This is a genomic window from Novosphingobium sp. HR1a (genome assembly GCF_015594425.1).
Taxonomy (GTDB): domain Bacteria; phylum Pseudomonadota; class Alphaproteobacteria; order Sphingomonadales; family Sphingomonadaceae; genus Novosphingobium; species Novosphingobium resinovorum_A.
The window spans coordinates 39154-65030 of sequence record NZ_JABXWS010000113.1 but is presented as its reverse complement, the minus strand read 5'-3'; the positions used below and the strand labels follow the sequence as shown (position 1 = coordinate 65030).

General features: G+C 62.8%; 17 protein-coding genes and 1 pseudogene. 7 read left to right on the top strand and 11 right to left on the bottom strand.

The genetic code is table 11. From position 1 onward, the window contains the following. Positions 1–34 precede the first annotated feature (34 nt). The 6 genes from HWN72_RS29905 (at position 35) to HWN72_RS29880 (ending at position 10708) form a co-directional block, all read left to right on the top strand. A complete protein-coding gene (locus HWN72_RS29905; protein ID WP_248006477.1) occupies positions 35–1246 on the top strand; it encodes an MFS transporter in 1212 nt (403 codons plus the stop codon). A 475-nt stretch (positions 1247–1721) separates the two neighbouring features. Further along, the gene (locus HWN72_RS29900) at positions 1722–3941 is read left to right on the top strand and encodes a TonB-dependent receptor (RefSeq protein WP_211152211.1); all 2220 of its coding nucleotides are present in this window, start codon (positions 1722–1724) and stop codon (positions 3939–3941) included. A gap of 117 nt (positions 3942–4058) precedes the next feature. Continuing rightward, positions 4059–4991, top strand: a complete 933-nt coding sequence (locus HWN72_RS29895) for a nucleoside hydrolase (RefSeq protein ID WP_211152210.1) — start codon at positions 4059–4061, stop codon at positions 4989–4991. Between the two features lie 43 nt (positions 4992–5034). Further along, positions 5035–6687 (top strand): family 43 glycosylhydrolase, encoded by a 1653-nt coding sequence (locus HWN72_RS29890; RefSeq protein ID WP_211152209.1) that lies wholly within the window; start codon positions 5035–5037, stop codon positions 6685–6687. Positions 6688–6726: 39 nt separating this feature from the next. Beyond that, positions 6727–9012 (top strand): glycoside hydrolase family 3 N-terminal domain-containing protein, encoded by a 2286-nt coding sequence (locus tag HWN72_RS29885; protein ID WP_211152208.1) that lies wholly within the window; start codon positions 6727–6729, stop codon positions 9010–9012. Then, the gene (locus tag HWN72_RS29880; protein WP_211152207.1) at positions 8900–10708 is read left to right on the top strand and encodes a DUF5597 domain-containing protein; all 1809 of its coding nucleotides are present in this window, start codon (positions 8900–8902) and stop codon (positions 10706–10708) included. Before HWN72_RS29885 ends, HWN72_RS29880 begins: the two co-directional genes overlap by 113 nt. A gap of 60 nt (positions 10709–10768) precedes the next feature. Here HWN72_RS29880 and HWN72_RS29875 read toward each other — a convergent pair whose 3' ends face one another. The 6 genes from HWN72_RS29875 to HWN72_RS29850 form a co-directional block, all read right to left on the bottom strand. Beyond that, on the bottom strand, positions 10769–11059 hold the full coding sequence (locus HWN72_RS29875; protein ID WP_211152206.1) for a putative quinol monooxygenase: 291 nt from the start codon (positions 11057–11059) through the stop codon (positions 10769–10771). An 18-nt stretch (positions 11060–11077) separates the two neighbouring features. After that, positions 11078–12046, bottom strand: coding sequence for a fumarylacetoacetate hydrolase family protein (locus tag HWN72_RS29870; RefSeq protein WP_211152205.1), 969 nt, complete (start codon positions 12044–12046; stop codon positions 11078–11080). 4 nt (positions 12047–12050) lie between these two features. Next, positions 12051–12842: a cyclase family protein gene (locus HWN72_RS29865; protein WP_211152204.1), complete on the bottom strand. Its 792-nt coding sequence runs from the start codon at positions 12840–12842 to the stop codon at positions 12051–12053. Positions 12843–12960: 118 nt separating this feature from the next. After that, positions 12961–14133 carry a S9 family peptidase gene (locus tag HWN72_RS29860; RefSeq protein WP_211152203.1) on the bottom strand — a complete coding sequence of 391 codons (1173 nt, stop codon included), beginning with the start codon at positions 14131–14133 and terminating at the stop codon, positions 12961–12963. A gap of 3 nt (positions 14134–14136) precedes the next feature. Then, the gene (locus HWN72_RS29855; protein ID WP_211152202.1) at positions 14137–15039 is read right to left on the bottom strand and encodes a VOC family protein; all 903 of its coding nucleotides are present in this window, start codon (positions 15037–15039) and stop codon (positions 14137–14139) included. 731 nt (positions 15040–15770) lie between these two features. Beyond that, positions 15771–16628, bottom strand: coding sequence for an alpha/beta fold hydrolase (locus tag HWN72_RS29850; RefSeq protein ID WP_211152201.1), 858 nt, complete (start codon positions 16626–16628; stop codon positions 15771–15773). A gap of 399 nt (positions 16629–17027) precedes the next feature. Between HWN72_RS29850 and HWN72_RS29845 the strand changes: the two genes are divergently transcribed. Further along, the gene (locus HWN72_RS29845) at positions 17028–17747 is read left to right on the top strand and encodes a hypothetical protein (RefSeq protein WP_211152200.1); all 720 of its coding nucleotides are present in this window, start codon (positions 17028–17030) and stop codon (positions 17745–17747) included. A 424-nt stretch (positions 17748–18171) separates the two neighbouring features. Here the strand turns inward: HWN72_RS29845 and HWN72_RS29840 are convergent, their stop codons facing one another. The 5 genes and pseudogenes from HWN72_RS29840 to HWN72_RS29820 all read right to left on the bottom strand — a co-directional run bounded on the left by HWN72_RS29840 (position 18172) and on the right by HWN72_RS29820 (position 25821). Then, complete coding sequence (locus HWN72_RS29840) at positions 18172–18906, bottom strand: HAMP domain-containing sensor histidine kinase (protein WP_211152199.1); 735 nt, start codon at positions 18904–18906, stop codon at positions 18172–18174. Between the two features lie 106 nt (positions 18907–19012). Beyond that, positions 19013–21991: a sensor histidine kinase gene (locus tag HWN72_RS29835; RefSeq protein WP_211152198.1), complete on the bottom strand. Its 2979-nt coding sequence runs from the start codon at positions 21989–21991 to the stop codon at positions 19013–19015. Between the two features lie 674 nt (positions 21992–22665). Continuing rightward, positions 22666–23283 (bottom strand): annotated as a pseudogene (locus HWN72_RS29830) (alpha/beta hydrolase). A 153-nt stretch (positions 23284–23436) separates the two neighbouring features. Next, positions 23437–25092: a sensor histidine kinase gene (locus HWN72_RS31960; protein ID WP_211152197.1), complete on the bottom strand. Its 1656-nt coding sequence runs from the start codon at positions 25090–25092 to the stop codon at positions 23437–23439. A 69-nt stretch (positions 25093–25161) separates the two neighbouring features. Then, a complete protein-coding gene (locus tag HWN72_RS29820; protein WP_211152196.1) occupies positions 25162–25821 on the bottom strand; it encodes an MEDS domain-containing protein in 660 nt (219 codons plus the stop codon). Between the last annotated feature and the right edge of the window lie 56 nt (positions 25822–25877).

The window sequence follows — 25877 nt, the reverse complement described above, 5'->3', positions numbered from 1 at the left end:
ATGTTAATGACCGATCGGGAGAACGTGCGTGTCCATGCATGAAGCATCTACTGTGAAGGCAGGCGGCACTCGCCCTGTCGCGGGATGGCGCCAGGGCGTCACCCTTGCTTTTGCCGGCTTCCTGCCGATCCTCAGCATCCTCTCGCTCGCGCCCGCGATCCCGACGATCATCGCGCATTTCAAGGACGTGCCCAACGCCGCGTTCCTCGTGCCGCTGATGGCGACGACGCCAGGGCTGATGGTGGCGCTGCTGGCCCCGTTCGCGGGCTTGGTCGTCGATCGCTATGGCCGGCGCACACCGTTGCTCTGGGCGACGTTCGCTTATGCCTTCTCCGGAACGGCGCCGTTTTTCCTGAACGATCTGACGACGATCTTCGTATCGCGCCTGGCGGTGGGTGTGTCGGAAACGTTTATCCTGGTAATCGTCAACGCACTGTTTGCCGACTACTTCGCCGAAGACCGCCGCCGCAACTGGATCACCGTGCAGGGACTGCTCGGGCCGGCGCTGGGTGCCGGTTCGCTGGCGCTTTCGGGGTATCTGAGCAGCATGATCTGGAACGGCATGTTCCTGATCTATGGCCTGGCTTTCGTGATCTTCCTGGCGATGCTGGCCTGGTTCTTCGAGCCTGACGCGGCGGATCGTTCAATATCGTCCGAAGCGGCGGCCCAGGTTCCGTTCCCGTGGAAGACGGTGGCCGGATACTGCGGCGTTACGCTCATCATGTCGATCCTGTACTACGTGTTCCTGGTCAATGGCGGCCTGGCGTTCGCGGCGATCGGCACGATTTCGGCAAGCCGCCTCGGTGTCATCATGGGTCTGGTCAGCCTGGGCGTTCCGCTGGGCGCGCTCGTCTTCAACGTCCTTTCGCGCCGCTGGCCGATCGAGCGCGTGGTCGCGCTGGTGCTGCTGATCGTGGGCGCGGGCACGGCTGGCATGGGCTTTGCGCGCAGCGAAAGCACGATGGCCGCCGCGGCCGTGGTGCAGGAAATCGGCGCGGGGATGACCGTGACGGGCCTGATCTTCTGGGTTTCGCGCCTGCTGCCGCCGCGCCATCGCGGCCGCGGTTTCGGCCTCTGGACCTCCGCGTTCTTCATCGCCCAGTTCATCAGTCCGGCGATTGTCGGCACGATCGCCGCACGCAGCGGCAGCATCCTCCATGCCTTCGCAGTGATGGGCATCATCGGTATGGGCTTCGCAGTTCTGATCGGCCTGCTGGGCAAGCGGATCCCGCAACCGCTCGACTGAACCGAACTTCGCTGAATGATCGCAGCCGCTTGAAACCGGATGGTTTCGGGCGGCTTGGCGTATCCGGGTTTCACGCAGGTGCTGAGGTCTGTCGGGCAGTTCTCACGCCCGCAGAGGATGCAGATCCGGAACGGGAATCACTGCCTGTGCAGCCCGCTTCGACAATTAGGTCATAACTAGAACAATTCATCCAAATAGGTCGCTGATCCAGCGGTTTCGATCAGTTTCGACCTTCCAAAAACCGTGAGTTTTTCTGTGTTTTCATTGATTTTTGAACCGTCTGTTGCGGCCATATTTCGATGCGAAAAATATGAGAATATTCGCTCTTATTTTGCGCATGAAGGCCGCTTTGTCGCATTGACAGATAATCAGGATTGAAATATCCATTCGTTTAAGCCGCGAGCTAACATGCGGCGCTTGAGGAGGGGGAAATGCGGTTTTGCCGAACGATCCTCCACATTCGACAGGAGGATTAATGCAGTGTTTGTCCATCATCGGCCTTGCAATGGCCAGCACTTGCCTTGCTTCGCCGCTGACGCCTGCAATGGCGCAGGTTGCTGAAGATCAGGCGGCAAGCACTGGCGGCGACATCATCGTCACTGCCCAAAAGCGGTCGGAAAACGTCCAGAAGATTCCGATTGCCGTTACGGTCGTCGGTGAAGCGCAGCTGGCACGCCAAAACATCATTTCGGTAACCGATCTCAAGGCCTCGTCCCCCGCGCTCGAATTCGCGCCTCCGGGCCAGACTCCGGGATCGGGTGGCTTCATCCGCGGCATCGGCACCGTCATCACTTCGTCCACGGCCGAGCCGTCGGTCGGCCTCGTCGTCGATGGCGTACCGCAGGGCAACGTGCCGCAGTCATCCGTGTTCGACGTCGCCCGCGTGGAAGTGCTGCGCGGCCCCCAGGGTACGCTGTTTGGCTCGGCGGCTTCCGCCGGCCTCGTCAACATTACCACCAATGCGCCCAGGCTGGGCGAGTTTTCCGGTAAGGCCGAATTCGAGCTGGCCGAGGATGGCTTCGCAGGTTCGGAATACAGCCGCCGCATCGGCCGTCTGGTGGTGAATGCCCCGCTCGGACAGAATGCCGCGCTGCGCGTGTCGGGCCACTTCGATTCGATTGACGACGTCACGCACAACAACGCGCTCGGCAAGGGCAGCGATCGCAACGATCGCGGCGTTCGCGCACGTCTTCTGTGGGAGCCCAGCTCCGACGTGACGTTCAACATCATCGCCGACTACAACAAGGTCAACACGCGCAACGCGCCTTACTTCACGTTCTACAATACGCGAAGCCAGCCGTTGATCGACGTGCTGGCCGGTTGCGGGATCACGATCGGTGAAGGCAACGGCGAAACCTGCAATGCGATGGAAGTCACCAACCAGGTCGAGCAGTTCGGCATTTCGGGGTCGATGGACGTCACCCTGGGTCGCCACACCCTGACCTGGACGACCGGCTATCGCTGGCAGAACCAGAAGGAAACGGCATCGATCGACGGTCTTCCCACGTCTTCGCGCACGTCGCCTTTCCCCAACATCTTCTACGGCCCCGGCTACGACAAGAAGAGCCTGCTGACGCAGGAAGTGCGGCTGACCTCGCCCAGCACCGGTACCATCGAGTATGTGGTCGGCGGCTATTACTCGCGGTATGAAGGTGAACGCGACTATCTGAGCCGTGTCACCCTTGGCTTCACGCCAGCGCCGGTCCCGATCGTCATCTCCACGGCCTATCACCAGTCGCCTCTCGTAGAGACTTTTGCCGGTTTCGGGCAGGCAACCGTCCATGTGAACGACACGATCCGTCTGCTGGGCGGTGCGCGTTACACCAGCAATGAGGTTACGGCTCGCGTCACGGTTACCCAAGGAGGGGCGCCGGGCTTCTATCGGGCTTCGTCGACCGTAAACAACTTCTCGTGGAAGGTGGGGGCGCAGGCCGACCTGACGAACGACGTGATGGTTTATGCCACTGCAAGCCGCGGCTTCAAGGGGCAGACCTACAACGACGACAGCACTCTTGGGACGACGCCGACTTATGTTCGGCCCGAGGTGCCAACGGCCCTCGAACTGGGCGTCAAGGGCAAGATCCTTGGCCGCATCGGCTTCGACCTCAACGTCTTCCACACTAAGGTCAAGAACTACCAGGCCCAGGTCTGTGCGCCTGACGCGCAGCGCGGTGTGGTCTGCGCGCCGCAGAATATCGACAGCCTGACTACCAAGGGCATTGAGGCAGGGCTGTTCGGCGAACTCCTGCCGGGCCTCAACGTCAATGCTGGCATGATCTACGTCGATGCAAAGTTCCCCAAGGGCTTCATCGGCACGGACGGCACCGACCTCGGCGGCTATCAGGTGACCTACAGCGCTCGATGGAAGGGCGTGCTCTCGGGTGAGTACGAAGCCAACCTGAGCGACACCATGACCGCCTACTTTGGTGCGGATACCGTCTATCGCTCGCGCATTCGTTATGTGACCGCAGGCGGCAACGACGTGACGTTCAAGCCGCACTTCATCACCGGTGCCCGCGCTGGCGTGCGCCTTGCCGATGGCAAGTACGAACTGGGCGTCTTCGCCCGCAACATGTTCGGCATCCGCGAGCCGGTGCTGCGCTACAACTCGCCGATCGGCGTGGGCACTACCACGCAGATCCTGGCCGACAGCTCGTTCCGCGTCGTCGGCCTGCAGGGCAAGGTGAACTTCTGATACCGGTGCAGGGGGCTGGTCTACGGATCGGCCCCCTTGTGCCTCGAACGGAATCATATGCACCTGAGTTTACAATCCTCGCTGGAGCGGCGCGCTTGGATCAAGGGCGCTGCGGCCATGTTGGGCGGCCTGGCCCTGCCGGGCCGGGCAGCGGGCGAGCCCTATCGCACCGTGCCGCAGAAACCCAATTGCAGGGTTATCGTCGACAACGACTTTGCGGGCGATCCCGATGGGCTGGTCGCGCTGGCGCACCAGTTGCTCAGCCCCAAATCCGCAGTTCCGCTAGTCACCTGCACGCCGCTGCCGGATGCGTTTCGCGGCGCCGTGCCGGCGGGCATCACAACCGAGCGCGGTGTGCAGATCGCGCGCGCCCTGATCCGCCAGGCGGCGGTGCCTGGGCGAGACTCCGTGCCGGTCGTGGCCGGGCCCGAACGCTTCGATGCACTTGCAGCCGATCGCGCCGAGGCGGCGCGGGCCATTGTCGCTGAAGCGATGCGGGCCGACCCTCTGCCGCTGTTCCTGACCTGCGGCGGCCCGCTCACCAACGTGGCCGCAGCGCTGCGCCTCGAACCGGCGATCGCAAAGCGCATGACGGTGATCTGGATCGGCGGCGGCGATTACCCCCATGGCGGATGGGAATACAATCTCGCGACCGACCTGGATGCCGCGCGCCACGTGATCGAGAAAACCAGGGTGCCGCTATGGCAGGTTCCGCAGGGAACCTACCGGCAGATGCAGGTCTCCGTGGCCGAACTGCGCGTGCGCCTGCGCGCGGCATCGCCGCTCGGCCGATGGCTTTATGAAACCTTCACCAGCCCCCCCGATTTCGTCGACATCGGCGGCGCTTGGCCGATGGGTGACAGCCCGCCCGTGCTGTTTACAGCAGTGTCGCAGGGGAGCAGCCGCTTCGTCACCCAGCCCGCGCGCCGTACCCTGCCAGACCGTACTTATGGTGCACCGCTGAAGGATAGGGAGCTTCGTATCTGCCAGAGCGTGGACGTGCGTCTCGCCATGGAAGATTTTTTCGCCAAGCTGCAATCCGGGGCCTGACCGTCGCCGCCTGCCCCCTCGAAATTTCACACCGGAGACGCCTATGCCTTCCCGCCGCGAATCTCTCCTGCTTCTGGCCGCTGGTGGCGCCATTGCCGCACAACCTGCAATCGGTATGTCGAGTGCCTCGAACTCGGGAAATTCAGCCGGTAAAGGCGGCAAGGACGATCCCAAACCCCTGCAGAAATGGGGGAAAGGTATTGAGGGGCAACGTCGGGCAGACCTTGGCGACGGCCGTTTCCTCAATCCGGTCTTGGCTGGCGACTATCCCGATCCCACCGTCCTGAAAGACGGTGAAGACTACTACATGACGCATTCGTCCTTCGATGCGTCACCCGGCCTGGTCATCTGGCATTCGCGCGATCTGGTGAACTGGACGCCGATCGGTTCGGCTCTGCCGAAGCCACTAGGTACGGTTTTCGCGGTCGATCTCGTGAAGCACGAGGGGCGCTACTACATCTACATCCCCTTCATGAAAGCGCCGTGGTCGCGCGATCTCAAGAACTTCGCCAACATCTACGTCATCCACGCGGATTCGATGCAGGGTCCGTGGAGCGAGCCGATAGACCTTGGCATCGGGGGGCTCATCGACCCCGGCCATGTCGTCGGCGAAGATGGCGAGCGCTACTTGTTCCTTTCGGGCATCAACCGCGTAAAGCTCAGGCGAGATGGCCTTTCCACCGATGGCAAGGTCGAGAAGGTCTACGACGGCTGGAAATACCCCGACGACTGGATCACCGAGGCCTATTCGCTGGAAGGGCCAAAGCTCCTGCGCCGGGGTGACTGGTTCTACATCATCAGCGCGGTGGGCGGTACCGGCGGGCCGGTAACAGGTCATATGGTCATCGTCGCGCGCTCCCGTTCGGTGAACGGGCCCTGGGAAAATTGCCCGCAAAACCCGATCGTTCGCACCACCGACGTGGCGGAGCAGTGGTGGTCGCGAGGCCATGCCACCGCAGTCGAAGGGCCTAGGGGGCTATGGTATCTCGTCTATCACGGTTATGAGAACGGTTATCGCACGCTTGGTCGACAGACCTTGCTGGAGCCGATCGAATGGACCGCCGATGGCTGGCCCCGTGCCGTGGGCGGGGACCTTTCGCGCCCTATGCCCAAGCCTCTGGTGGGGCAGACGGCTTCCCACGGGATTGCCCGTTCGGACACGTTTGCGACGGCGGCCATGGGGATACGCTGGACGTTCTTCTCGGCCTCGCCCGAGGAAGCCTCACGCGCATCGTTCGGCAAGGACGGCCTGATCCTGCAGGGCAAGGGGACCGACGTCCACGACTGTTCGCCGCTTGCCCAGATGGTGGGAGACCGAGCCTACGAGATCAGCGTGGAAATGGAATTGCGCGGCGAAGTGCAGGGTGGGCTGCTGCTATTCTTCAACGACCGGATGTTCCTTGGCATGGGCCATGACGGCACGAAGATGACAACCTATCGCGGCGGCAAGGCGGCCTATTGGCAGGAACCGGCACCCGCTACGCGCCGGCTGCACCTCAAGATCGTCAATGAAAACAATATCGTCACGTTCTACTACAGCGCCGATGGGCGGGACTGGACCCGCCACTACGTCCGCAGTGAGACATCCGGTTATCATGCCAATACCATGGACGATCTTGTCAGCCTTCGCCCCGCGCTGTTCGCAGCGGGCAGTGGATCGGTGCGCTTTCGCAATTTCACCTATCGCGCACTGTGATGAAACTGCGCCCTTTGCCAAGACCGGAGTAGGCCTGCCATGAACGTCGATCGCCGCAATCTCTTGCGGGCCGGAACCTGTCTGGGCGCGCTGGCCTTCGGCGGAGGCTTCGCATCCGTCGCCATTGCAGCCGCACCTTCGGCCAGTCGCCGCGTGGAAGCGCTGCTTGCACGCATGACGATCGAGGAGAAGGTGGGGCAGCTGACGCTCTACCCCGACGACGTGCGGCCTACGCCGCGACCGATCAATCCCGATATCAATGCGCAGGCCGAGGCCCGAGAGCGCAGCGCGTTCCAGTTCGCTGAGGTGAAGGCGGGCCGGGTTGGGTCGCTGCTGGCCGGGACCGGGGTGGAACTGGGCCGCAAGCTACAGGACGCGGCGCTGCAATCGCGTCTGGGCATCCCCCTGATGTTTGGCGCCGACGTGCTGCACGGGCTGCGCACGATCTTCCCCATCCCTCTGGCTCTGGCAGCGAGTTTTGAGCCCGGCCTTGCCGAACGGACGGCGCGGGCGGCGGCGGAGGAAATGTCAGCGGTGGGCGTGCATTGGACCTATGCCCCCATGGTCGATGTTGCGCGCGACCAGCGCTGGGGCCGCGTAGCCGAAGGATCGGGCGAAGACCCGCTGCTCGCCAGCCTTTTCGCCGCATCCTACGTGAAGGGTTTTCAGGGCAACGACCTGAAATCGCCGCGGTCGGTGGCCGCCTGCCCCAAGCACTTCGCGGGCTATGGCGCGGTGATCGGCGGCATGGAGTACAACAGCACCGACCTGACCGAGCGCGAACTGCTGCAAACGCATATGCCACCGTTCGAGGCGGCCTTCAGCGCCGGCGCCGTTACTACGATGGCGGCCTTCAACGACATCGATGGCGTACCGGCATCGGGCAACCGCCATCTTTTGACCGATCTTCTGCGTGGCCGCCTGGGTTTCCAGGGCTTTGTGGTCTCCGACGCCGCTTCGGCCGAGGAACTGGTTGCTCACGGGATCGCATCTGATGAAAAGGATGCCGCCCGGCAGGCATTCGATGCTGGCGTGGCCATCAACATGGGTGGCGGCCTTTACAAGCGGCATCTCCCCGATCTGGTCGCCAGCGGCGCCGTTGGGACGGAACGCCTCGACGAAGCGGTACGTCGGGTACTGACGGTGAAGGAGCAACTGGGGCTGCTCGATGATCCTTACCGCTCGCTCGATCCGCGCCGAGAGGCACGCGACGTACGAACGCCTGCTGCTCTGGCCCTGGCGCGGGAGGCCGCGACGCGGTCGGTCGTGCTGCTAAAGAACGAAGGCAATGTCCTGCCACTGGCGGCTGGGCGCAAGGTCGCGCTGATCGGCCCTCTGGCAGATGATGAGGCCAACATGGACGGACCCTGGGCGCCGTGGGCCAAGACGAACGAGGCGGTGACGCTGGCGCAGGGGCTGCGTGCGGCGCTGGGTGCCGATCGCTTGACGGTGACGAAAGGCGCCGAAATTCAGGAGCCGCTTACCGGCGGGATCGAGGCCGCAGTTGCAGCGGCCAAGGCGGCAGATGTGGTGGTGCTCGCACTCGGCGAGGGGCAGGACATGTCCGGCGAGGCCCGGTCCCGCAGCGAGATCATCGTGCCTGCGGCGCAGCAGGCGTTGGCAGAAGCCGTGGCAGCCATTGGCAAACCCGTCGTCGTCGTGTTGTCCTGCGGGCGGGCGCTGGCTCTGGAAGGCGCTGTGCGCAATGCCGGGGCGATCGTCGTGGGCTGGTTCCTCGGATCGCAGGGCGGGCACGCCCTTGCCGATGTGTTGACGGGGCGCGTGGCTCCGTCGGGACGGCTTCCTGTCAGCTTTCCGCAAGTGTCCGGGCAACAGCCCTTCTTCTACAATCACAAGTCCACCGGGCGCCCGCAATTGCAGGGCGAGAACGCCTTCTTCAAGGCGCGCTACAGCGACGTATCGCATCAGGCGCTTTATCCCTTCGGCCACGGCCTTGGATATGGTGTCGTCGCGTATGGCGAAGTCGAACTGAGCACGACGACACTGGCATGGAACGGGCAGTTGGTTGCCTCCGTCACCGTCTCCAACCAGGGCGATCGGGCCGTGGATGAAGTCGTCCAGCTTTATGTCCACGATGAAAGCGCCAGCGTGACGCGCCCGGTGCGCGAGCTCAAAGGATTTGAAAAGGTGCGCATGGCTGCCGGCGCCTCACGCAAGGTAAACTTCATAATCACGCGCAAGGATCTGGAATTTGTCGGCGGCGACCTGCTCTGGCGCGCCGAACCGGGCCGCTTCCAGGTCTGGATCGCGCCGTCCAGCGCGGCGGGTCGATCCCAGACATTTATCCTTGATAACCCCGCCTGAAGGGAATTTCATGCTGCGGCATATTGGCTTGAGCGTCATCGCTCTCACTCTGGCTTCGCCCGCGTTGGCCCAGTCCATTCCAACGATGGTGGAGACTCCCGGCGGTCGGCAACTGGTCGTGGATGGCAAGCCCTATCTTTTCATGGGCGGCGAACTGCATAATTCCAGCGCCTCCAGCCCGGAGTACATGAAGCCGGTCTGGAATAAGCTGGCAGCGATGAACGTGCGCTCGGTGATCGGCACGGCAAGCTGGTCCGAGATCGAGCCACGCGAAGGCAAGTTCGACTTCACTTCGGTTGATGCGCAGATCGCAGAGGCGCGTGCGCGCAAGATGCGGATCGCCCTGATCTGGTTCGGCGCCTTCAAGAATGCAGCCTCGACTTACGCGCCCGGCTGGGTTCGTGCTGACGACAAGCGCTTCCCTCGCGCGATGGTACAGGGAAAAGGCAAAGTCGCTTTCTCCTATGCGGGAGCCATGCCCAAGCCCGTACTTTCCGTGTTCGGGCCGGAACTGGTCGAGGCCGATCGCCGCGCCTTCGTGGCTCTGATGCGACACTTGGCAGAGGTCGATCGGGACCATACCGTCATCATGATTCAGATCGAGAACGAGACGGGGCTGCTGCGCGACAGCCGGGATCGCTCTGCGGTCGCTCAGGCGGCCTGGAACAGGCCGGTCGCACCTGCGCTGACTGCTTATCTGGCGCGCGAAAAGGCGCATCTTCGTCCTGAGCTGGCAGCCTTGTGGAAACGGCAGGGTGAACCTCGCTCCGGCACTTGGTCGCAAGTGTTCGGGACGGACTGGCAGGCGGATGAAATATTCATGGCCTGGGGCTTCAGCTCTTATATCGAAGCATTGGCAAAGGCGGGAAAGGCAATTCACAAGCTGCCGGTTTACGCCAATGCCTGGCTTGGCCCGCAACCGGGGCAAACCGAAGCGGGGCAGTATCCCAGCGGTGGACCGGTCGGCCGGGTTATCGACGTATGGCACGCGGGGGCGCCTTCGCTGGATATGCTGTCGCCGGATGTTTATGTGCCGGACGTCAAGGATGCCTTCGCGAACTACCATCGCAGCGACAATCCGCTGTTCGTTCCCGAAGCGCAGTTTCGCACCGGAAGCCTGTTCTGGGCGCTCGGCCAGCATCGCGCGATCGGATTCTCCGTCTTTGGCGTGGAGGACGGGCGCGTAGACGGGCAGTACGCCCAGGCGCTTTCCCTGCTCAATCCGATGCACTCAGTAATCACCGCAGCACAAGCTCAGAACCGTATCGGCGGTGTGCTGCTGGATGAAGGTCAGGCATCGACACGCCTTGATCTTGGCGGTTATTCCGTGGTCGCCAGAGACAGCCGGGCACTGTTCTCGTCAATGTTCCTGGATGCCGGACTCAACCCGCCGCCACCGCCGCCACCCATGCCCAGCGAAACCGAAGGGGGTGGAATTCCTACTCCCGGCGATTCCCGATCGTTCGCTTTGGTAATCGCCGAAGGCCAGGACACGTTTCTTGTCGCCGGCAAGGGCGTGACATTCGATTTCGAACAGGCTGGGGCGACCATCGAGTTCGACCATGTGGAGGAAGGGACGTTCGATGCTGATGGCCGCTGGGTGGCTGGCCGCGCCATCAACGGTGACGAACGTTTGGCCGTGCTTCCGCACGACCGGATCGGCGTTACGCGGATCAGGCTGCTGCACCGCCGCTGAGGTGCCATCAACCGCCGCCATCGTCCCGGCCCTCAAGCCTCGGGCGATGGCGGTAGTCGTTCAGTCCGTCAGGTGATCTAGAGAATGGGCCTTCGGCGGAGCGCCGATTGCGCTCATGAGGGGCGCGAAGGCTTCCTTGCCAAGCAGTTTGCCGCCTGACTGATGCGCTTCGATCGAATCCCAGTGTTCGATGAACACAAAATGCGCCAGATCGTCGCGGTCTTGCAGGACGTCCACGTTGGACGATCCGGGGATGGCGCGGACTTTGGCAGCCAGCTCCAACAGCGCCGTTTTCAGATCGGAGACCTTATCTGCTGCGGCAGTCAGGACGTACTGTTTTGCGAAAGTCATGATGGTTTCCAATGAAGATTAGCCGGTGGAGATGGTTGTTACGGTCTGCTTGATCGTTCCGAATGGCGCTGAGCCATCGATATTGCGAGCTTCCATGCGGATGCTATCGCCAAAGGCCATGAAGGGTGTCGCTGGCTTACCGTCACGGATGATCTCGATAGCGCGCACTTCTGATATGCAGCTGGAGCCTACCTCAGCATAATTCGCGTTGGATACGGTGCCCGAGCCGACGATGGTCCCGGCGACCAGGTCGCGTGTACGCGCAGCATGCGCGACGAGATCGTGGAAGCCCACGTCCATCACGGCGCCATTGGCACGACCGAACGGATTGCCGTTCCAGTTGACGTGCAGGTCCATGCAGACCCGCCCGTCCTGCCAGGCATCACCCAGCGCTGCAGGGCTGACCGCGAAGGGCGCCATCGAGCAGGCCGGTTTGGCCTGAACCCAGCCGAAGCCGGTCTTCATCTCCACTGGCGCGATCGCGCGCAGCGACCAGTCGTTAATCTGCACAACCAGCTTGATGTGGCCCAGCGCCTGCTCGGGCGTGACGCCCATCGGCACCGCATCGATGATAACCCCGAATTCGCCTTCGAAGTCGATGCCATCGGCCTCGCTGGGGAACGGCACGGGATCGTTAGGGCCGTAGAACCGATCCGACATCCCTTGATACATCAACGGACGGTCAGTCTCGATCGGCGGCAGGTTAAAGGCGATCTGCATCAGTTCGCCATGCGTGCCAAAGGCCGAGCCATCGAGCCACTGCCACGAACGCGGCAGCGGCGCACGCAATGCGACGAGGTCGAGCGGGTCGCCCTGACCCACGTTCACCCGTTCGGCCAGAGCCTGCAGCACCGGTTCGGCTGAGTGCCAATCGGTAATAGCAGCCAGCAGGTTGGGGATGTCGGCTGCCAGCGCCCGCTCGCCATCGGCGGAGACGACCATCAGTTGCCCGTCAGGCGTGCCATTCGCCAGCGTTGCAAGACGCATGCGCTTAGTCCTCGAAGATGGCGACGGCGCGGGTCCAACCTGCGGATGCGCCCTTGATCTTGTGGGGGAAGCAGCTGACGGTGAAGCCGTGCGGCGGCAGAACTTCAAGGTTGTGCAGCTTTTCCAGATGGCAGTAGCCGATATCCCGGCCCGCCTTGTGGCCTTCCCAGATCAGCGAGGTATCGCCGGTTTCCTTCACCTTCTCCGCGGTGTAGCTGAACGGTGCGTCCCAGCTCCAGGCATCGGTGCCGGTCACGCGAACCCCCCCTTCGGTGAGGTACATCGTCGCTTCGTACCCCATGCCGCAGCCTACGTTGACGAAGTCCGGACGGCCCAGCGCCTTGCCTGCCGCCGTGTTGATCAGCACGATGTCGAGCGGCTGCAGATCATGCCCGATCCGCGCCAGTTCATCCTCGACTTCCTGGGCGGTAACGACATGACCGTCAGGCAGATGGCGGAAATCGAGCTTCACGCCGGGTCGAAAGCACCAGTCGAGCGGCACCTCGTCGATCGTGATCGAACGCTCGGGCTCGCCGTCCTTGCCGTTCATGGTCGGGTGGAAGTGGTAAGGCGCATCAAGGTGCGTGCCGCTGTGCGTGGTCAGCCTCACCCATTCGGACGCAGCGAAGCCAGCGCCATCCGGGGTATCCTGTGCGGTGACGCCAGGGAAGAACATGTCCAGTTCGCCCGCCGTGTCCATATGCGTCTGGTAGGTGATCTCCGGCTTCAGGAAAGGCGGATCGCTGACAACATCGTTGCACAGCGTGATCGAGAGGTCGACGAAACGGCGGGTCATGGCATCATCCCTTCTTGTATTATTGGTCAGCGCACCGCTCTTCTTTGGAGGAGAGTTAAAGAAGAGCGGTGCGCCTTTCCGGCCGACGGCTTGTGCTTCCGTCGGTCAGGAGTCACGGTCAGGCAGTGCGGGCGTCGAGCGTCTCGGCGAACCAGTCGGAGATCAGATCCCGGCCATAGGCCATGTTATCGGCGCCGACGTGTTCCACGCCGCCTTCGCGATCGGTGAAGATCACCTTCTCGCGGCGCGGAGAATTGATCAGCTGGTCGTACAGATCGCTGGCATAATCCACGCTGATCTGGCGATCGTTGGCGCCATGGGTCACTAGGAACGGCACCTTGATGCTATCCATGTGGCCGTTGAGGTTCATCGCTTCGGATTTCGCCAGGAAGTCTTCCTGACCTTCCGCGCCGAACGCCCAGTGCACGTGCGCCCAGTAATGGGGGACGGGGTTCTCGCCCTCGCGTGCCATGCGCTTGTCCTGCACTTCGCGCCAGTTGTGGTTGGCGCCCCAGACTGCGCCCGAGGTGAAGCGCGGCTCGTAAGCGACGGCGCGCGGTGCGAAGTGGCCGCCCAGCGAAATGCCGGTCATGCCGATCGCCTTGGGATCGACTTCGGGCTGCTGCTCCAGCCAGTCGACGGCTTTGCTCGCCCAGTTCTCCGAATGCGGATCGACCGGAAGGCCCTGCAGGCGCAATGCTTCACCCGACCCCGGCTGATCGACGCAGAGCGTGGAGATGCCGCGCCGCGCCAGTTCTTCGGGCAGCCGCGTCCAGTAGAGGAGTTCCTTGCAGCTATCGAGGCCGTTGCAGAACACTACGACCGGCTTGGGACCTTCGCCGTCCTCGCCACTGTTAGGAGCACGGGTGAAGAGTGCTGGCATCGTACCCTTGGACAGCGGGATTTCAACGCGCTCACGGTTGAGTTTGCCCAGCGCTGTGGAGCGATCGAAAGCATCCCGCGCCGCAGCGTATGTGGCCTCGCGCCCCGGTGCGCCGTGGCCCTGCATGCGCTCTGCCGTGATGAGGTAAAGCGATGCGCGTTCCAGCTTGTTGGAGGCGGAGAAGGCCCGTCCCCTGGCTTCGTCTTCGGCGGCAAGGTCCAGCAATTTGCTGCCCATCGCTGCCCAGGCTTTCATGAATTGCGGGGTCCCGGCATCGGCGCCGCTGTCCGCAGCGTCCTTGATCGGCTTGCACATGTCGATGATCTCACCGAGCTGTGCGCCCGATTCCATCGCGATCGCGACCGACAGGTTCCAGATGTAGTTCGGGAAGTATTCGAACAGCGCCACCGATCAGACCTCCGCTGCCTGGAACAGGCGGGCATCGGGCTTGGGATGGGGCATGGTCTGTGGGCCGCCCACACCGATGCCCCACTGGTCCATGGCCATAGGCCCGGGCACATGGACCTTGTCGACGTGGTTCTCGAAGTCGACGTCTTCCAGTTCCGAGCTGTATTCGACCGCGAAGCCGCCTGGCGTCACGAAGTAGCTGAAGGTGTTGTTGCCTGCCGTGTGGCGGCCTGGACCCCAGCGGATGTCGGTCCCGTGCTGCTTCAGGCGATGCGCGCCGCGGAACATATCGTCCACCGTCAGCATGTCATAAGCGACATGGTTGAGGCACGGCGGTCCGGGCAGGATGGCGACGCGGTGATGTGCTTCGTTGCAGCGAAGGAAGCACATGAAATCGCCCAGCCAGTCGCTGACCTTGAATCCCAGAACATCGGTGAAGAACTTCACGAGCGCCTGATGGTCGGGCGAGTGCATGACGATGTGACTGATCTTGACCGGCATGCCTTCCCAGCGCTCCATCGAACGCTTGGTCGAACGCTCGACATCGGCGGAGATTTCGAAAGGCAGGCCGTCGGGAGAGAAGAAGCGGAAGCCATAGCCACCACCCGGTGCGTCGAGATCGCGGGGCGCGTGGACCACCTTGCAGCCCGCGGCCATGACCTTGCCGTGAAGCGCATCGACACCGGCGCGCGTATCGGCGGCGAAGGCCATGACTTCGACGTGGTTGGCATCCGACTTGTGCAGGCGCACGACGTGATGTTCATCGTGGCCATGCGTCTTGAACCACGCCATGCCGTCCTCGGCTGCCACTTCGACCAGACCCCAGTCGTTGGTGTAGAAGGCACGTTCGGCGTCGAAATCCTCAACGCCATATCCGACATAGCGGATTTCGCTCACTCGGCCCATTCACTCATCTCCTCAACGTCGGCTACCGCCTTGAACGATGCGATCAGCACGATTTCTTACATCCGGCTACAAAAGACAGGCGGACATCGCAGAAAGGCCGCGACGACTCCCATTTTTTAAAACTATAATGCCTATTCTATCTGTGGCGCTGAGGGTTTGCAAGGGGAGCGGTCGCATCGTTGATCAACAGAGTGACGGTCCTTCCGGTACGGCTGCTCTCGGCGAATGCCGTCGTTTGGAAGCAATGCTGCGGGCGGCGGCGCTGTCCCGGCACCTAGTAATAAGCGGACTGGCTGCTCTTAGGCGCGACATTTCTCTAATCGAACGGCTTGGACGGGCGCATTGCAGTTAAAAGAAATCTGGTGATCTGCACGCTGGGAGCGTCAGCTTTCGTACGCGAGGCGCTCCAAACCGGACCGAACACAAAGTCCCAGTTCGCCACTGTGCTGATCGGAGCTGCTCGAATGACCGAGAGCATGGAGCGTTCGCCCAACGACTGGGCGTTCTTATTTTTAGCTTATCGCCTCCATTTGTGTCTTCGTCATCGAGGTTCGGAAGCGATCACTGACGTCGGGCCTGGTCATCGTGTTTCCAGCCCACAATGTTGACCTTGCCAATAGGGACAGGCCCCTCGGACTGGCGAACTCGACTACAGCGAATGTTCCGCCGCCAGTAATGAGAGTTCCCTGAAAGCGCCGAAGGCGATTAATCAGCCGGGCGTGGCTGTGTTGTCAGACATCGAGAAAGCGGTTCACATCTCCCGCGAACTCGGCATGATGTTGAAACAGGAAGCCGTGACCGGTATCCGGATAGATCTTCACGATTGCATCGGGGATGAGGCCGCCCATTAGGTGGCTGAAGTGCGGCGGGATCATTGCGTCGGCGTCCCCGTTGCAGACAAAGGTCGGTTGCATGATCCCCGACAGGCGTTGCAGCTTAGAGTGATCGGGGCTGCCCCAGTCGCAAACGGCGTCGTAGTGCGCGTCGCGTGTCTGCAGCGTGCTGGATACGTCGCGTTCGACGGTCCGTGCGAGGAAGCGGCCGAGATACTCCCGCCCTGCCGTTTGGTTCGTCTCGGTCGGCTTGAAGAAGGTGTAGAGCAGCTTCCCTCCGCCTGGCTCGTCGCGCCGAACCGCATCGGCGACGTCCTTGCGCCAGCCATGAAGATCCGGCGCTCCCTGCGGCGAGGTGGCGGCGAGAATCAGTCGCCTGACAAGATGCGGCCGGATGAGTGCGATTTCTTGCGCGACGAAGCCGCCGAGGGAGAATCCGAGCAGATCGACCGTCCCCAGACCCACCGCTTCGCAGAAGGCGATGACGTCGCGCGCCATCTCGGCGATCGTCGAAGGGGTCGTGCCGTTGGTTGAGCTCATGCCGCGATTGTCGAATAGGACGATGGGTCGCACAGCGGCTAGAGTGTCGAGCAGAGCGGGATCCCAAATGTCCATGTCGCCGCGGAAACGTGGCAGGAGCAAAAGTGGCGTGCCCGCCGCCGCACCGAACCGCCGATAGGCGTATTTCACGCCGTCCGGCGCGTCGACGAAGGTGGTTGGGGTCGTGTTGGTGGGACCGCTCGCGCCTACAGCCATCTTCCGTATCCTCGCGTATGCTGCGCACGTTGCGACACGTGCAGGGGGTGCGCGAAAAGGCCTGATGTTCGTTCGCAGCCGCCTGCGAGCGCCTCTTGCGGCGTTGTCGGGATAGAGGCGCGGTGGCCGGCTCGCCAGCATACGGAGGCGGATACGCGGACATACGAGAGTATGGGGGCGGCGGAGGGTGCCCTTGTTACGGCCGTCGGGCGTGCTGCGGATCGGTCCGGAAGAACGGCCCGGACTGTCCAGACGGATTTGATCCGTTGGGCGCGATCCCATACCCAAGTAGGTCCTCCGCATACCGTCATCCGCGCTTAAAAGGCGGTTTCCTGCTGCCATACCTTTCTGCGAAACCGACGCCGGACGTTCGGCGACGCCACGCTCGAAAGGATGACCATGACCGACCTGCTAGATTTCGTGATCGAGGCGCACGGCGGCCTCGCCCGTTTCGAGAGCTTCACCACACTCGAGGCCGATCTCTTTCAGGGTGGCGTCTTGTGGGCGCTCAAGGGGAAGCCTACCGTGCTCGAGCACGCCCACGTGAAGATCGATCTGGCTACTGAGCACACGTCGCACTCGCCGTTCGCGCCGACCAAGAACCACTCCAACTTCACGCCGAACCGCGTGACGATCGAGACGCCGACCGGCGAAGTGGTGGAGGAGCTCCTCGAGCCGCGCGCCTCGTTCGCCGGCTACGAGATGGAGACGCCTTGGAGCGACGCGCAGGTCGGCTACTTCGCAGGCTACACGATGTGGACCTATCTCACGTCGCCCTTCCTCCTAAAGCGTCCCGGCGTCGTAACAGAGGAAATCGAGCCGTGGACGGAGGGTGGCGAGGCTTGGCGCCGGCTGCGCGCGACGTTCCCGGCCGAAATCGCGACGCACAGCGCCGTCCAGACCTACTACTTCGATGACGCCGGCTTGCTTCGCCGTCATGATTACGAGGTGGACATCCAAGGCAGCAACCCGGCGGCGCGCTACCTCACCGAGCCGGTCGTGGTTCAAGGCATCACGCTCTACGGCAAGCTGCGCATCTATCCGCGCAAGCTGGACAACACTCCGGCGGCCGAGCCGCTGATCGTCGCGGTGGACCTCTCCAATTACGTCTTTTCATAAGGTTCATCGGGGGGCGGACGGTGTACTTCTGTACGCCCCTCTGTATGCTTGACAGACGATGGTACTGGGAGCCGGAACTGCAGTCAGCGGTTTCCGGCTCCGTTTTTTTCACCGGCGAACGCTCGCCGCCCCTTTGGGACGCAGGCAGCCGACCGAATCTGGATTGCTGCAAGGGCTTTTAGACAGATCTGGTAACAGACCATGTGGAGCTCCAGGTCGTCGCCGCGGAAGATGGCATCGGTCCTGAGCATCGAGTAATTTGCGGCACGTAGCCATCCGGCAGGGGTATTGGCTGCCGGCGGCAGTGGTGACGCTGCGGCCTACCTTAGAAAGTGTTCGGGCGGGTCTTTCGGGCCAGCGCCGGGCTTGTCAGGAGCAAGCATGGCGCAGAAACTTGGCACATTGCGGTCCGACTGCTGGGGATTTAGTTCTCGAACGGGAGGTGCAGTGTGACTGTCAGACCTCCGCAGTCGTTGTTCGACGCTGCCAGTTGGCCGCCGTTCGACATCACTAAAGCGCGGGCGACGCTGAGCCCGGTGCCCGATCGGCCATTCTTGGTCGTGTGGTGCATGACGAAGATGCGCTCCGGGTCAGGGGCGCCGCCACCGGAGTCGATGACCTCAAGTTGGATGGACCCGGCAACTCGCTTAGTGCGGACGGTAAGAAGCCCGTTGGACGAGGGCAGGGCGAACATCGCCTCCGAAGCATTGAGCATAAGCTCCGTCACCACTCGGGCCATCTGATCGCTTTCGAGGGCGAGCTTAGGAAGATCTGAAGCGAGATCGTACTCGACCCGGAGCCGGCTGCAGTAGGTCTGCCTCTCGAACGGGCCACTAACTTGGCGAACGATCTCGTTCAGGTCGTGGCGCTCTTGGGAGTTTGCCTTCGCATGGAACTCAAGCGTGACGGTGCTTACCCTTGTCGTCGCAGCGTCCAGGATGGATGCGATGCGCTCGATCGAGATGCGCGCTCGCTCAAGGTCCGTCTCGTCACCGAGGAGGTTGCGGCTGAGCGACTTCACCTGGGCCGAAAGCGCGGTGAGGGGACTTCCCAGCGAGTGGCCGAGCGCCATCGCTAAACCGGACCGGTACACGGTGTCGTGCGCACGGGTGGCTGCGAGACAGGTCTTTTTGACCGGGATTAGTTGATCCAAATGCATTTGCGCCTCCGCTCGCGAGACGATCTGCCATGATTCGGATCGGGGAGGTATCCGTGATCGGGGAAGCATCAGCCCCCCCGATCAGGGGGCCGAGGCGGCGAGGATTTCATCTCTTCGCGGCTGAATAAGCCTTCCGGGCGGGGATGATAAGAGTGACGCGGGTGCCCGGGTTCGATGGAGCGATTTCAACAGCAGCCTCGATCAGGCCCGCTCTTTCATGCATTCCGGTAAGCCCGAAATGACCCGACGGCGACCGCCCGTTCGACGCAACGACCGGCAGGCCTATCCCGTCGTCCCGGACGGAGAGTTCAACGTTGGAGCGGCGATATTGGAGCGTGAGTTGGACAGTTGTAGCCTGGGCGTGACGGACGACGTTGATTAGTGCCTCGCGCACGATGAGGAGCGCCTCGTCTGCCACGTCCGCCGCAACCAGTCGGATTCTACCTGTGGTCTCCAGCGACCAGCCGATATCAGCTTGCCCCAGAACATCGCTTGCCAATGCACCGAGCGCCTCATCGAGCGACAGGGGGACGTCTTCGCTGCGAAGCGACTGCACGCGCCTACGCCCCTCCTCGAGGATGCCATCGACGCCGCGGAGCACATTCTCCAGTCCCTGCCGCTCGCGGCTTTCCTCCGGCAGTCGCTCCGCCACGGCCTGAAGGCGCAGGGCGGAGCCTTGGAAGCCTTGCAGGAACGTGTCGTGAAGGTCTCGGGCGATACGGGTCCTCTCTGCCACTCTGCCTTCTGCATCGCGACGGGCGGTTCCCTCAGCGGCTCGGATGCGCCAGCGTGCCAAAAGCCAGACGATTGCCACCGCACTCAGGACCGCTAGGGTCCGAAACCACCAAGTCTGGTGGAGAAGGGGGCGGACGGCGAATTTGAGTTCTGCACCCGGAGCGACCCATTCCCCCTTCTCGTTGTCTGTCTCGACGCGGAGGTTGTAGGAGCCTGGTCCTAGCCTTGTCAGGTTGATCTGACGGCGCCCGCCGATCTCGATCCACCCGTTGTCGTAGCCATCGACGCGATATCGAAAGCGGCGGTGGGTCGGCGTCGTTAGATCCGCCACGCCGAAGTCGAACGACGCGGTTCTGAGTCCGCCTGGAAGTGTCAGCCCGGCCAGATCGGTTATACGCGAACCATCAATTGTCGCCGACTTAATGATGATCGCTGGACGGTCGGCGGCCGGCTCGCGATCGGGGTAGACGCGGAACACTCTCTGTCTTGTGAGGAACCATGCAATACCGTCGCGATCGACGGCGGCCTGCGGACCGGATGCGCGCTGCGGTATGCCCACTGTGGCGTTGTCATCGTCGAACAGTTGGTAGGGGATGGGACTGCCCGGCCTATCGAAGGCCTTCTCGAGGTCGCTCCTCTTGACCCTGCTGATGCCCTTGAAGCCCATCAGCCATACGTAGCCATCGTTGGTGGCCACCAAGGCACGGGTGTCCCGCAGCCATGGATAGATCTCGAAGTCTAGCTTCGATACCCGACCTTCGCGCAGGCGGAGCAGACCGGTGAGGCCACCGATCACCGTATCGCCCGAAAGGAAGCTGATCGAAGTCGGTTGTTCGAAGCCGATCCTTTCGCCGTTCCAAGACGTGATCTTTGACCCGTCAACGAGGGCGACGCTCTTTCGATTGACCACCAAGACCATCCGACCCTTAGGGTCAAACCCCAGATCCGAGATATCTTCCACACTCGAAGGCAACCGAACCCGGTGCCATGCTCCGGCGCGCAGTTGGAACAGCCCGCTTCCAGGGACGACGACGTGGACGACACTATCTTCTCGGACGATGCAGAAAGGCGCTGCGATCGGCTCGACCGGCCACTTGTGGATCTTGGTCTCACGGCCATCCCGGACCTCCGCAAGCCCCTCGTCCATGACCGTCCAGATCACTCCCCTGCGATCGCCACATGCGCCATACGGCATTGACGACAGGGTGGCGTATGCCGTGGGCCCGCCATGACCGGAGACGGTCCAGATCGTCTCTCCAGCTACGATGCGGACCTGACCGCTCGTGTCGACCACCAGCTTGTAGCTGTTCTGCGGATTGGTCGGCAGACCCGGTGCGACTTCGACGACTGGCTTCGAGAAGCGGTCAAGGCCTCCTTCGCCTCCAGTCCACACGTTGCCGCTGCGATCGAGGTAGATTGCCGCCGTACGTGCCGAGGTGATTCCTTGCGCTTCGGAGTAGATGGCCGGTTCAGCGCCGAGGGGGCCGAAGAAGGCACCGTTCAAGTAGGTAGTGCCCCATAGGACGCCCTGACGGTCAACCAGCGTGCTCAGCTTGTTGAAGGCAGGGATCGTCCCGACGCGGGTCGCGCTCGAGAGCAAGCCGCTCCTATCGACTTGAACTCGCCGGACTCCGTGTGCCTCGGAAAGCAGCATCTGCCCCGAGGGATCCCGGGAAAGGTCGCCCATCTCGTCGCCCGTGATGCCGGTCGCCACGAAGCGGTCTGCACCCGAGCGGGCTACGTAGATCCTTCCAGCTGCATAGGCCCACATCGATCCATCGCTTGCGAGCTCTAAGTCGACGACGTCGTTGAAGGATCTGCCATCGGGAGCGTGCACCGGAACCCACCGATCGCCCACTCGCCGGAGGATGTTCTCGCCTCCGCCGCCCGAATTGATGACCCATGGGGCTCCGCGTGAATCTATGGCGATCCCGGTTATGGCTTCGCCGGGTTCTGGCAGCTTCGCATCGAGGGCGCGCGATTCGCGGAAAACGGCCACACCGCCACCAGCCCCGTATCCGATCCAGATGTCCCCGTCTGGCGAGGTCGCGAGCGCCGTCACCGCCAATGCGGTCCGCTTGTGCCCTGCCGGGGGCATGATCGGTTCAAAGCTAACACCATCGAACCGGAACAGCCCATCAAGGCTGCCAACCCAGAGGAATCCCTGCTTATCCTGGGTAATCGACTGAACGAAGGTCGGTGCGCCCATCTGCTTCGTCCAGCCGCGATGGGACACAGACATCGTCAGCGCGGTTTGAGGGGTTTGCTGTGCGATGCCGCCTGTTGCCGCGACGAGCAGCATCAGCAGCCCGGCGCAGGCGCCGACTATTACTGATGCTACATTGCGCAATGTTCGCTCCCGCTTTCGTCCCCGGCAGGCTTTTAGCTGCCTCAGATTGCAAGCCCGGACAATCGATAAGGTGGTATGCCCTTGGCTTGCGTCGTGGGTGGCAAGGGATCGACCCGTCGGATGCCGCGTCGATAGGCGCCGCGTCCTCGTAGACACCGCGCCACAGCAGTTTTGCCAGCTGCTACCTTACTCCGTCCGGCTTCACCGTCGCCAAGTATTCCAGCGACTGCCTCTCTATCGGTCGAGGTCAAGGCAGTGGCGACCTGCCTCATAACTGGGTTGTGTCCATCTGGGCCGGCGTAGTGGTCTAGGCGGGCGAGGATGAACGCTGCTGGCTTCCCGGCGATTGAATGCGCGCCTATACCGGCGCTACCGCGCAAGTCGGGACCGTGGCACATTGTGCACGCCGGCACTCCGGCGGGCTTGCCCAGCTCTGCGATATCGCGGCCTTTGCTCAAGGTTCCCGGCACGCTGGCCATGCAGATCGTGATGCCGAGGAACATGATGCTGACGGCGGTCACGGCCGCATTGACCAGTCGAAAGGCGACGGGGCCATCCATCCTCAATCCTCCTTCGAGGGGAGGAAGCGTCATGCGCCAATCCGTATCCGGCCCGCCATTCTACCACCATCAGTGTCGCTACCGCCCTTGGACGGTATCACTGCTGGCGGTGGACTAGCGCAGCGCTCTGCGCGCGAAATCGACGCTCGCGACGAGGCCATCGTGGGCGACCCCATGCCCTACTCCTTCAGAGGCGCGCGTCGTCACCGCGACACCGGCCGCACTCAGCGTCCGCTCGGCCATGCCCATCGACCGAAACGGCACGACGTCGTCTTGGGTGCCGTGGATCAGGAGAACTGTCGGTCGGCTGCGGATCTCCTCCTCCAGCAGTTCGGGGGCGACCAGCATGCCGGAAATGCCCACGATGCCCGCGACCGGCTGGGCGCGTCGCAGTCCGACGTGAAGCGCATCATCGACCCCTGGCTGAATCCGACCAACAGCAGGCGGTCGCTAGTCAGCTCCGCTTTTTCGAGCTCCAGCGTCAGGAAAGCGTCGAGACCAGGTGCGGCCGCCGCAGCACCGTGGGGCACGTTCCGTCATGGAGAACGCCTCGATTGGCCACCATTGGTAGGCAGCGGCCATCTGGGGAAGCTGAGACGGAGCGTTCGGTGCGACGAAGGCGGCAGTCGGTAGCGCCGGCTGGATATTGCGCGCCAGCGAGATCAGATCGTCTCCGTTCGAACCATAGCCGTGGATGAGCACCACCAGAGCCTCGGCTTTCGAACCCGACAACGGTGCTAGGCGTGGGCCATCGAGCAGCGCTGTGATCCTTTCCGCTTCCGTTGCGCTATCTCTACGCTCCCTTCGCGCGTGATTGCCAGCTCGCCGCGGCGGCCCAGCGCATTGGGAGCATAGGACAGGAAGCTAGTCATCTTCTTCACCCGTTCAATCCGGCCGTCCGACCAGATCGGCTACCGGCAAGCCGAACGAGAAGATCGCGCCGTTCGGGTGGTTGCTTCCCGCCCAGATCCGGCCCTGATGGTCGGCGAGGATGTCGCGGCAGATCGAGAGCCCCATCCCGAGGCCCGAGGGCTTCGTCGTGTTGAATGCCTCGAACAGCCGGGGAAGTGCTGCTTCCGACAGACCGGGCCCGGTGTCCACGACGTCCACTCCGATCTCCCTGTCTCGACACCACGAACTTACCGTGACCATTCGCGGGCCAGACCAGCCTTCGTCGAACGCATCGAGCGCATTGACGATCAGGTTCATCAGGACCTGCTGGATCTGCACCCGATCGGCCTGGACCGGTGGCAGCTCGTCCGTCAGCTCGATCGAAATGGCCACCCGGCGTCGGCGCGCGTCCGCATCCACCAGCGTCAGGGTGTCGCGCGCCAGTTCGTTGAGGTCGATGAAGACGCACGGCGAATTCCGTCGGCTGAACGATTTCACCCTGTCCAGTATATCCGCCGCGCGCTTGACCCCTGCCACTATGCGCTCCAGTGCGCGGCGGGCGGAGTCCAGGTTCGGTGTAGGCGCGTTGAGCCAGTTCAGACCCGCCATCGCGTTCGCCGACACGCTGGAGAGCGGCTGGCGCACGTCGTGTGAAATGGATGCGGAGAACTGGCCCAGCGTGGCGAGCCGGTTCGCGTGTGACAGTTCGTCGCGCAGTTCACGCATCCTGATCTCTGCCTGGCGGTTCGCGGCCTCTGCTCGGACGCGCTGGGTAATGTCCTGCATCGTCCCAATGTAGGCGCCCCGCTCGGAAACGTGCGTGGCCGGAAAGGCGACGAGATGGAGAATGCGCGGTTCCTGCCCGGGCTGCATCGCCGTGAACGTTAGATCAAGCTCGATGGGTTCCAGCAGCGCGTGGGCGCCCGCACTGCGCAGTTGATCGTGGTCCGCCGGGTCCACGCGGCTGAAGAAGTCTTCGCTGGTGACTTGTCTGTCCGCTTCGAACCCGAAGAGCCGGCGGGACTGAGCCGACCATTCCAACGTGTCGCTGGCAGGATGCCATCTAAAGCTCCCCGTGAGGCTGGCCCTCTCCGCGTGGGCCATGAGGGCCTCGCTTCGTCTGAGGGCTTCGGTGGCATCCTCCAGTTCCTGCGATCGCATCGCTACGAGGGCGTCGAGACGCACCGCGACGTCCTTTTGCTCCTGGAGCAGCCAGTGCTGCTGCACAGCGATCAGAGCCTGGCTTGCCGCCACGTTGACGAGGAGCCTTTCAGCCGAGGTTGGGAATTCTGGACGATCCGAACCGACGAACACGAACCCGAACTCGCCTCGGATCCCGAGATCGAGGGCGACGACAGACAGTTCCTCGCCATCGATCTCGGATGTCAGCGAATGGCTGCCGAGCCGGGCCTGGTGCTTGAACCAGGAGTCAGCGGACGCATCGACCGCGCCCTGCATTGTGGGTTCATCGCGCGCGGTTGTTCGGAAGGCCTCGATGTCGGGTCCATCGTGGGTGTCGAACAGGCGGACCAGCACGAATTGCGGTCTGAGCGTCTGGGCCAGGGCGTCGGCCAGGATATCGGCGATGCGGGACTGGTCGGCGCCGGCCCACATGGGGCGCAGTCCGAGGAGCGAAACAAGATCGTTCACGCAGCCTCGGAGGTAGTCGCACTCCTCGGTCAAAGACCGCCCAGCTTCAGGCAAGTGCGCAGCTCCCGCTTAGCAACAGCGATGCATCTGCTGCCTCTGATGAAGTGTGGAGATGACCGTCTGCGGGGGTTCGAAGAATGGGTTCTCGTGGATATGTCCGTTGAGGATGACGGTCGGATGGGTCCGCAGCGCCTGGACCAGAACCTGACCGGTCCATTCGGGGATGCGATACGAGCAGATCGACGCGTCGATCGCGTTGAAGGGCCCGTGGCCGAGCATCTGCATGGTCGCTTCGTACTCAAGCATCTGGTCGGTATTCAGGATCAGCTTCGCGTATTCGTATTCGCAGAAGAACCGGGTCCGCGGATAGCCGAGTTCGCGTCCCTCCTCGCAGAGGTCCTTGAACATGCCGATGATGTCCATGGTGTCGAAGGGGCCGCGATCGAAGAAGGTCTGCGACCAGTCGTTGATAGTCAGCTGCCCCGACGCAATCGCGGCAGCTACGTCGATGCCGCCTGCGACGAGGCGCTCGGCGTGGTCCTTCACGCGCGCAGGGTCGATGGTGTGATAGGCGCGCTCGCCGCGCTCGATACCGCCGCGGAAGAACGGCATCATCACCTCATATTGTTCGTCGAGATCGCGGAAGATGGCGCACACGTGGCCGCTCAGGGCATCCCAGTCGGTTGATCCTGAAACGCTCTCGACTAGATCGGCAGCTCTCGTTGACACTCTACGTGATCCCGCTCAAGCGCAGCCCCCCGAACGAGCCTCGACGCCGCGCGATT

What these genes read in the sequence shown, in the direction of transcription:
- HWN72_RS29905 (WP_248006477.1), top strand. Translation starts at nt 35, where the DNA reads ATGCATGAAGCATCTACTGTGAAGGCAGGCGGCACTCGCCCTGTCGCG.
- HWN72_RS29840 (WP_211152199.1), bottom strand. Translation starts at nt 18,906, where the DNA reads ATGCATTTGGATCAACTAATCCCGGTCAAAAAGACCTGTCTCGCAGCC.
- HWN72_RS29895 (WP_211152210.1), top strand. Translation starts at nt 4,059, where the DNA reads ATGTTGGGCGGCCTGGCCCTGCCGGGCCGGGCAGCGGGCGAGCCCTAT.
- HWN72_RS29855 (WP_211152202.1), bottom strand. Translation starts at nt 15,039, where the DNA reads ATGGGCCGAGTGAGCGAAATCCGCTATGTCGGATATGGCGTTGAGGAT.
- HWN72_RS29900 (WP_211152211.1), top strand. Translation starts at nt 1,722, where the DNA reads ATGCAGTGTTTGTCCATCATCGGCCTTGCAATGGCCAGCACTTGCCTT.
- HWN72_RS29875 (WP_211152206.1), bottom strand. Translation starts at nt 11,059, where the DNA reads ATGACTTTCGCAAAACAGTACGTCCTGACTGCCGCAGCAGATAAGGTC.
- HWN72_RS29890 (WP_211152209.1), top strand. Translation starts at nt 5,035, where the DNA reads ATGCCTTCCCGCCGCGAATCTCTCCTGCTTCTGGCCGCTGGTGGCGCC.
- HWN72_RS29870 (WP_211152205.1), bottom strand. Translation starts at nt 12,046, where the DNA reads ATGCGTCTTGCAACGCTGGCGAATGGCACGCCTGACGGGCAACTGATG.
- HWN72_RS29865 (WP_211152204.1), bottom strand. Translation starts at nt 12,842, where the DNA reads ATGACCCGCCGTTTCGTCGACCTCTCGATCACGCTGTGCAACGATGTT.
- HWN72_RS29850 (WP_211152201.1), bottom strand. Translation starts at nt 16,628, where the DNA reads ATGGCTGTAGGCGCGAGCGGTCCCACCAACACGACCCCAACCACCTTC.
- HWN72_RS29885 (WP_211152208.1), top strand. Translation starts at nt 6,727, where the DNA reads ATGAACGTCGATCGCCGCAATCTCTTGCGGGCCGGAACCTGTCTGGGC.
- HWN72_RS29845 (WP_211152200.1), top strand. Translation starts at nt 17,028, where the DNA reads ATGACCGACCTGCTAGATTTCGTGATCGAGGCGCACGGCGGCCTCGCC.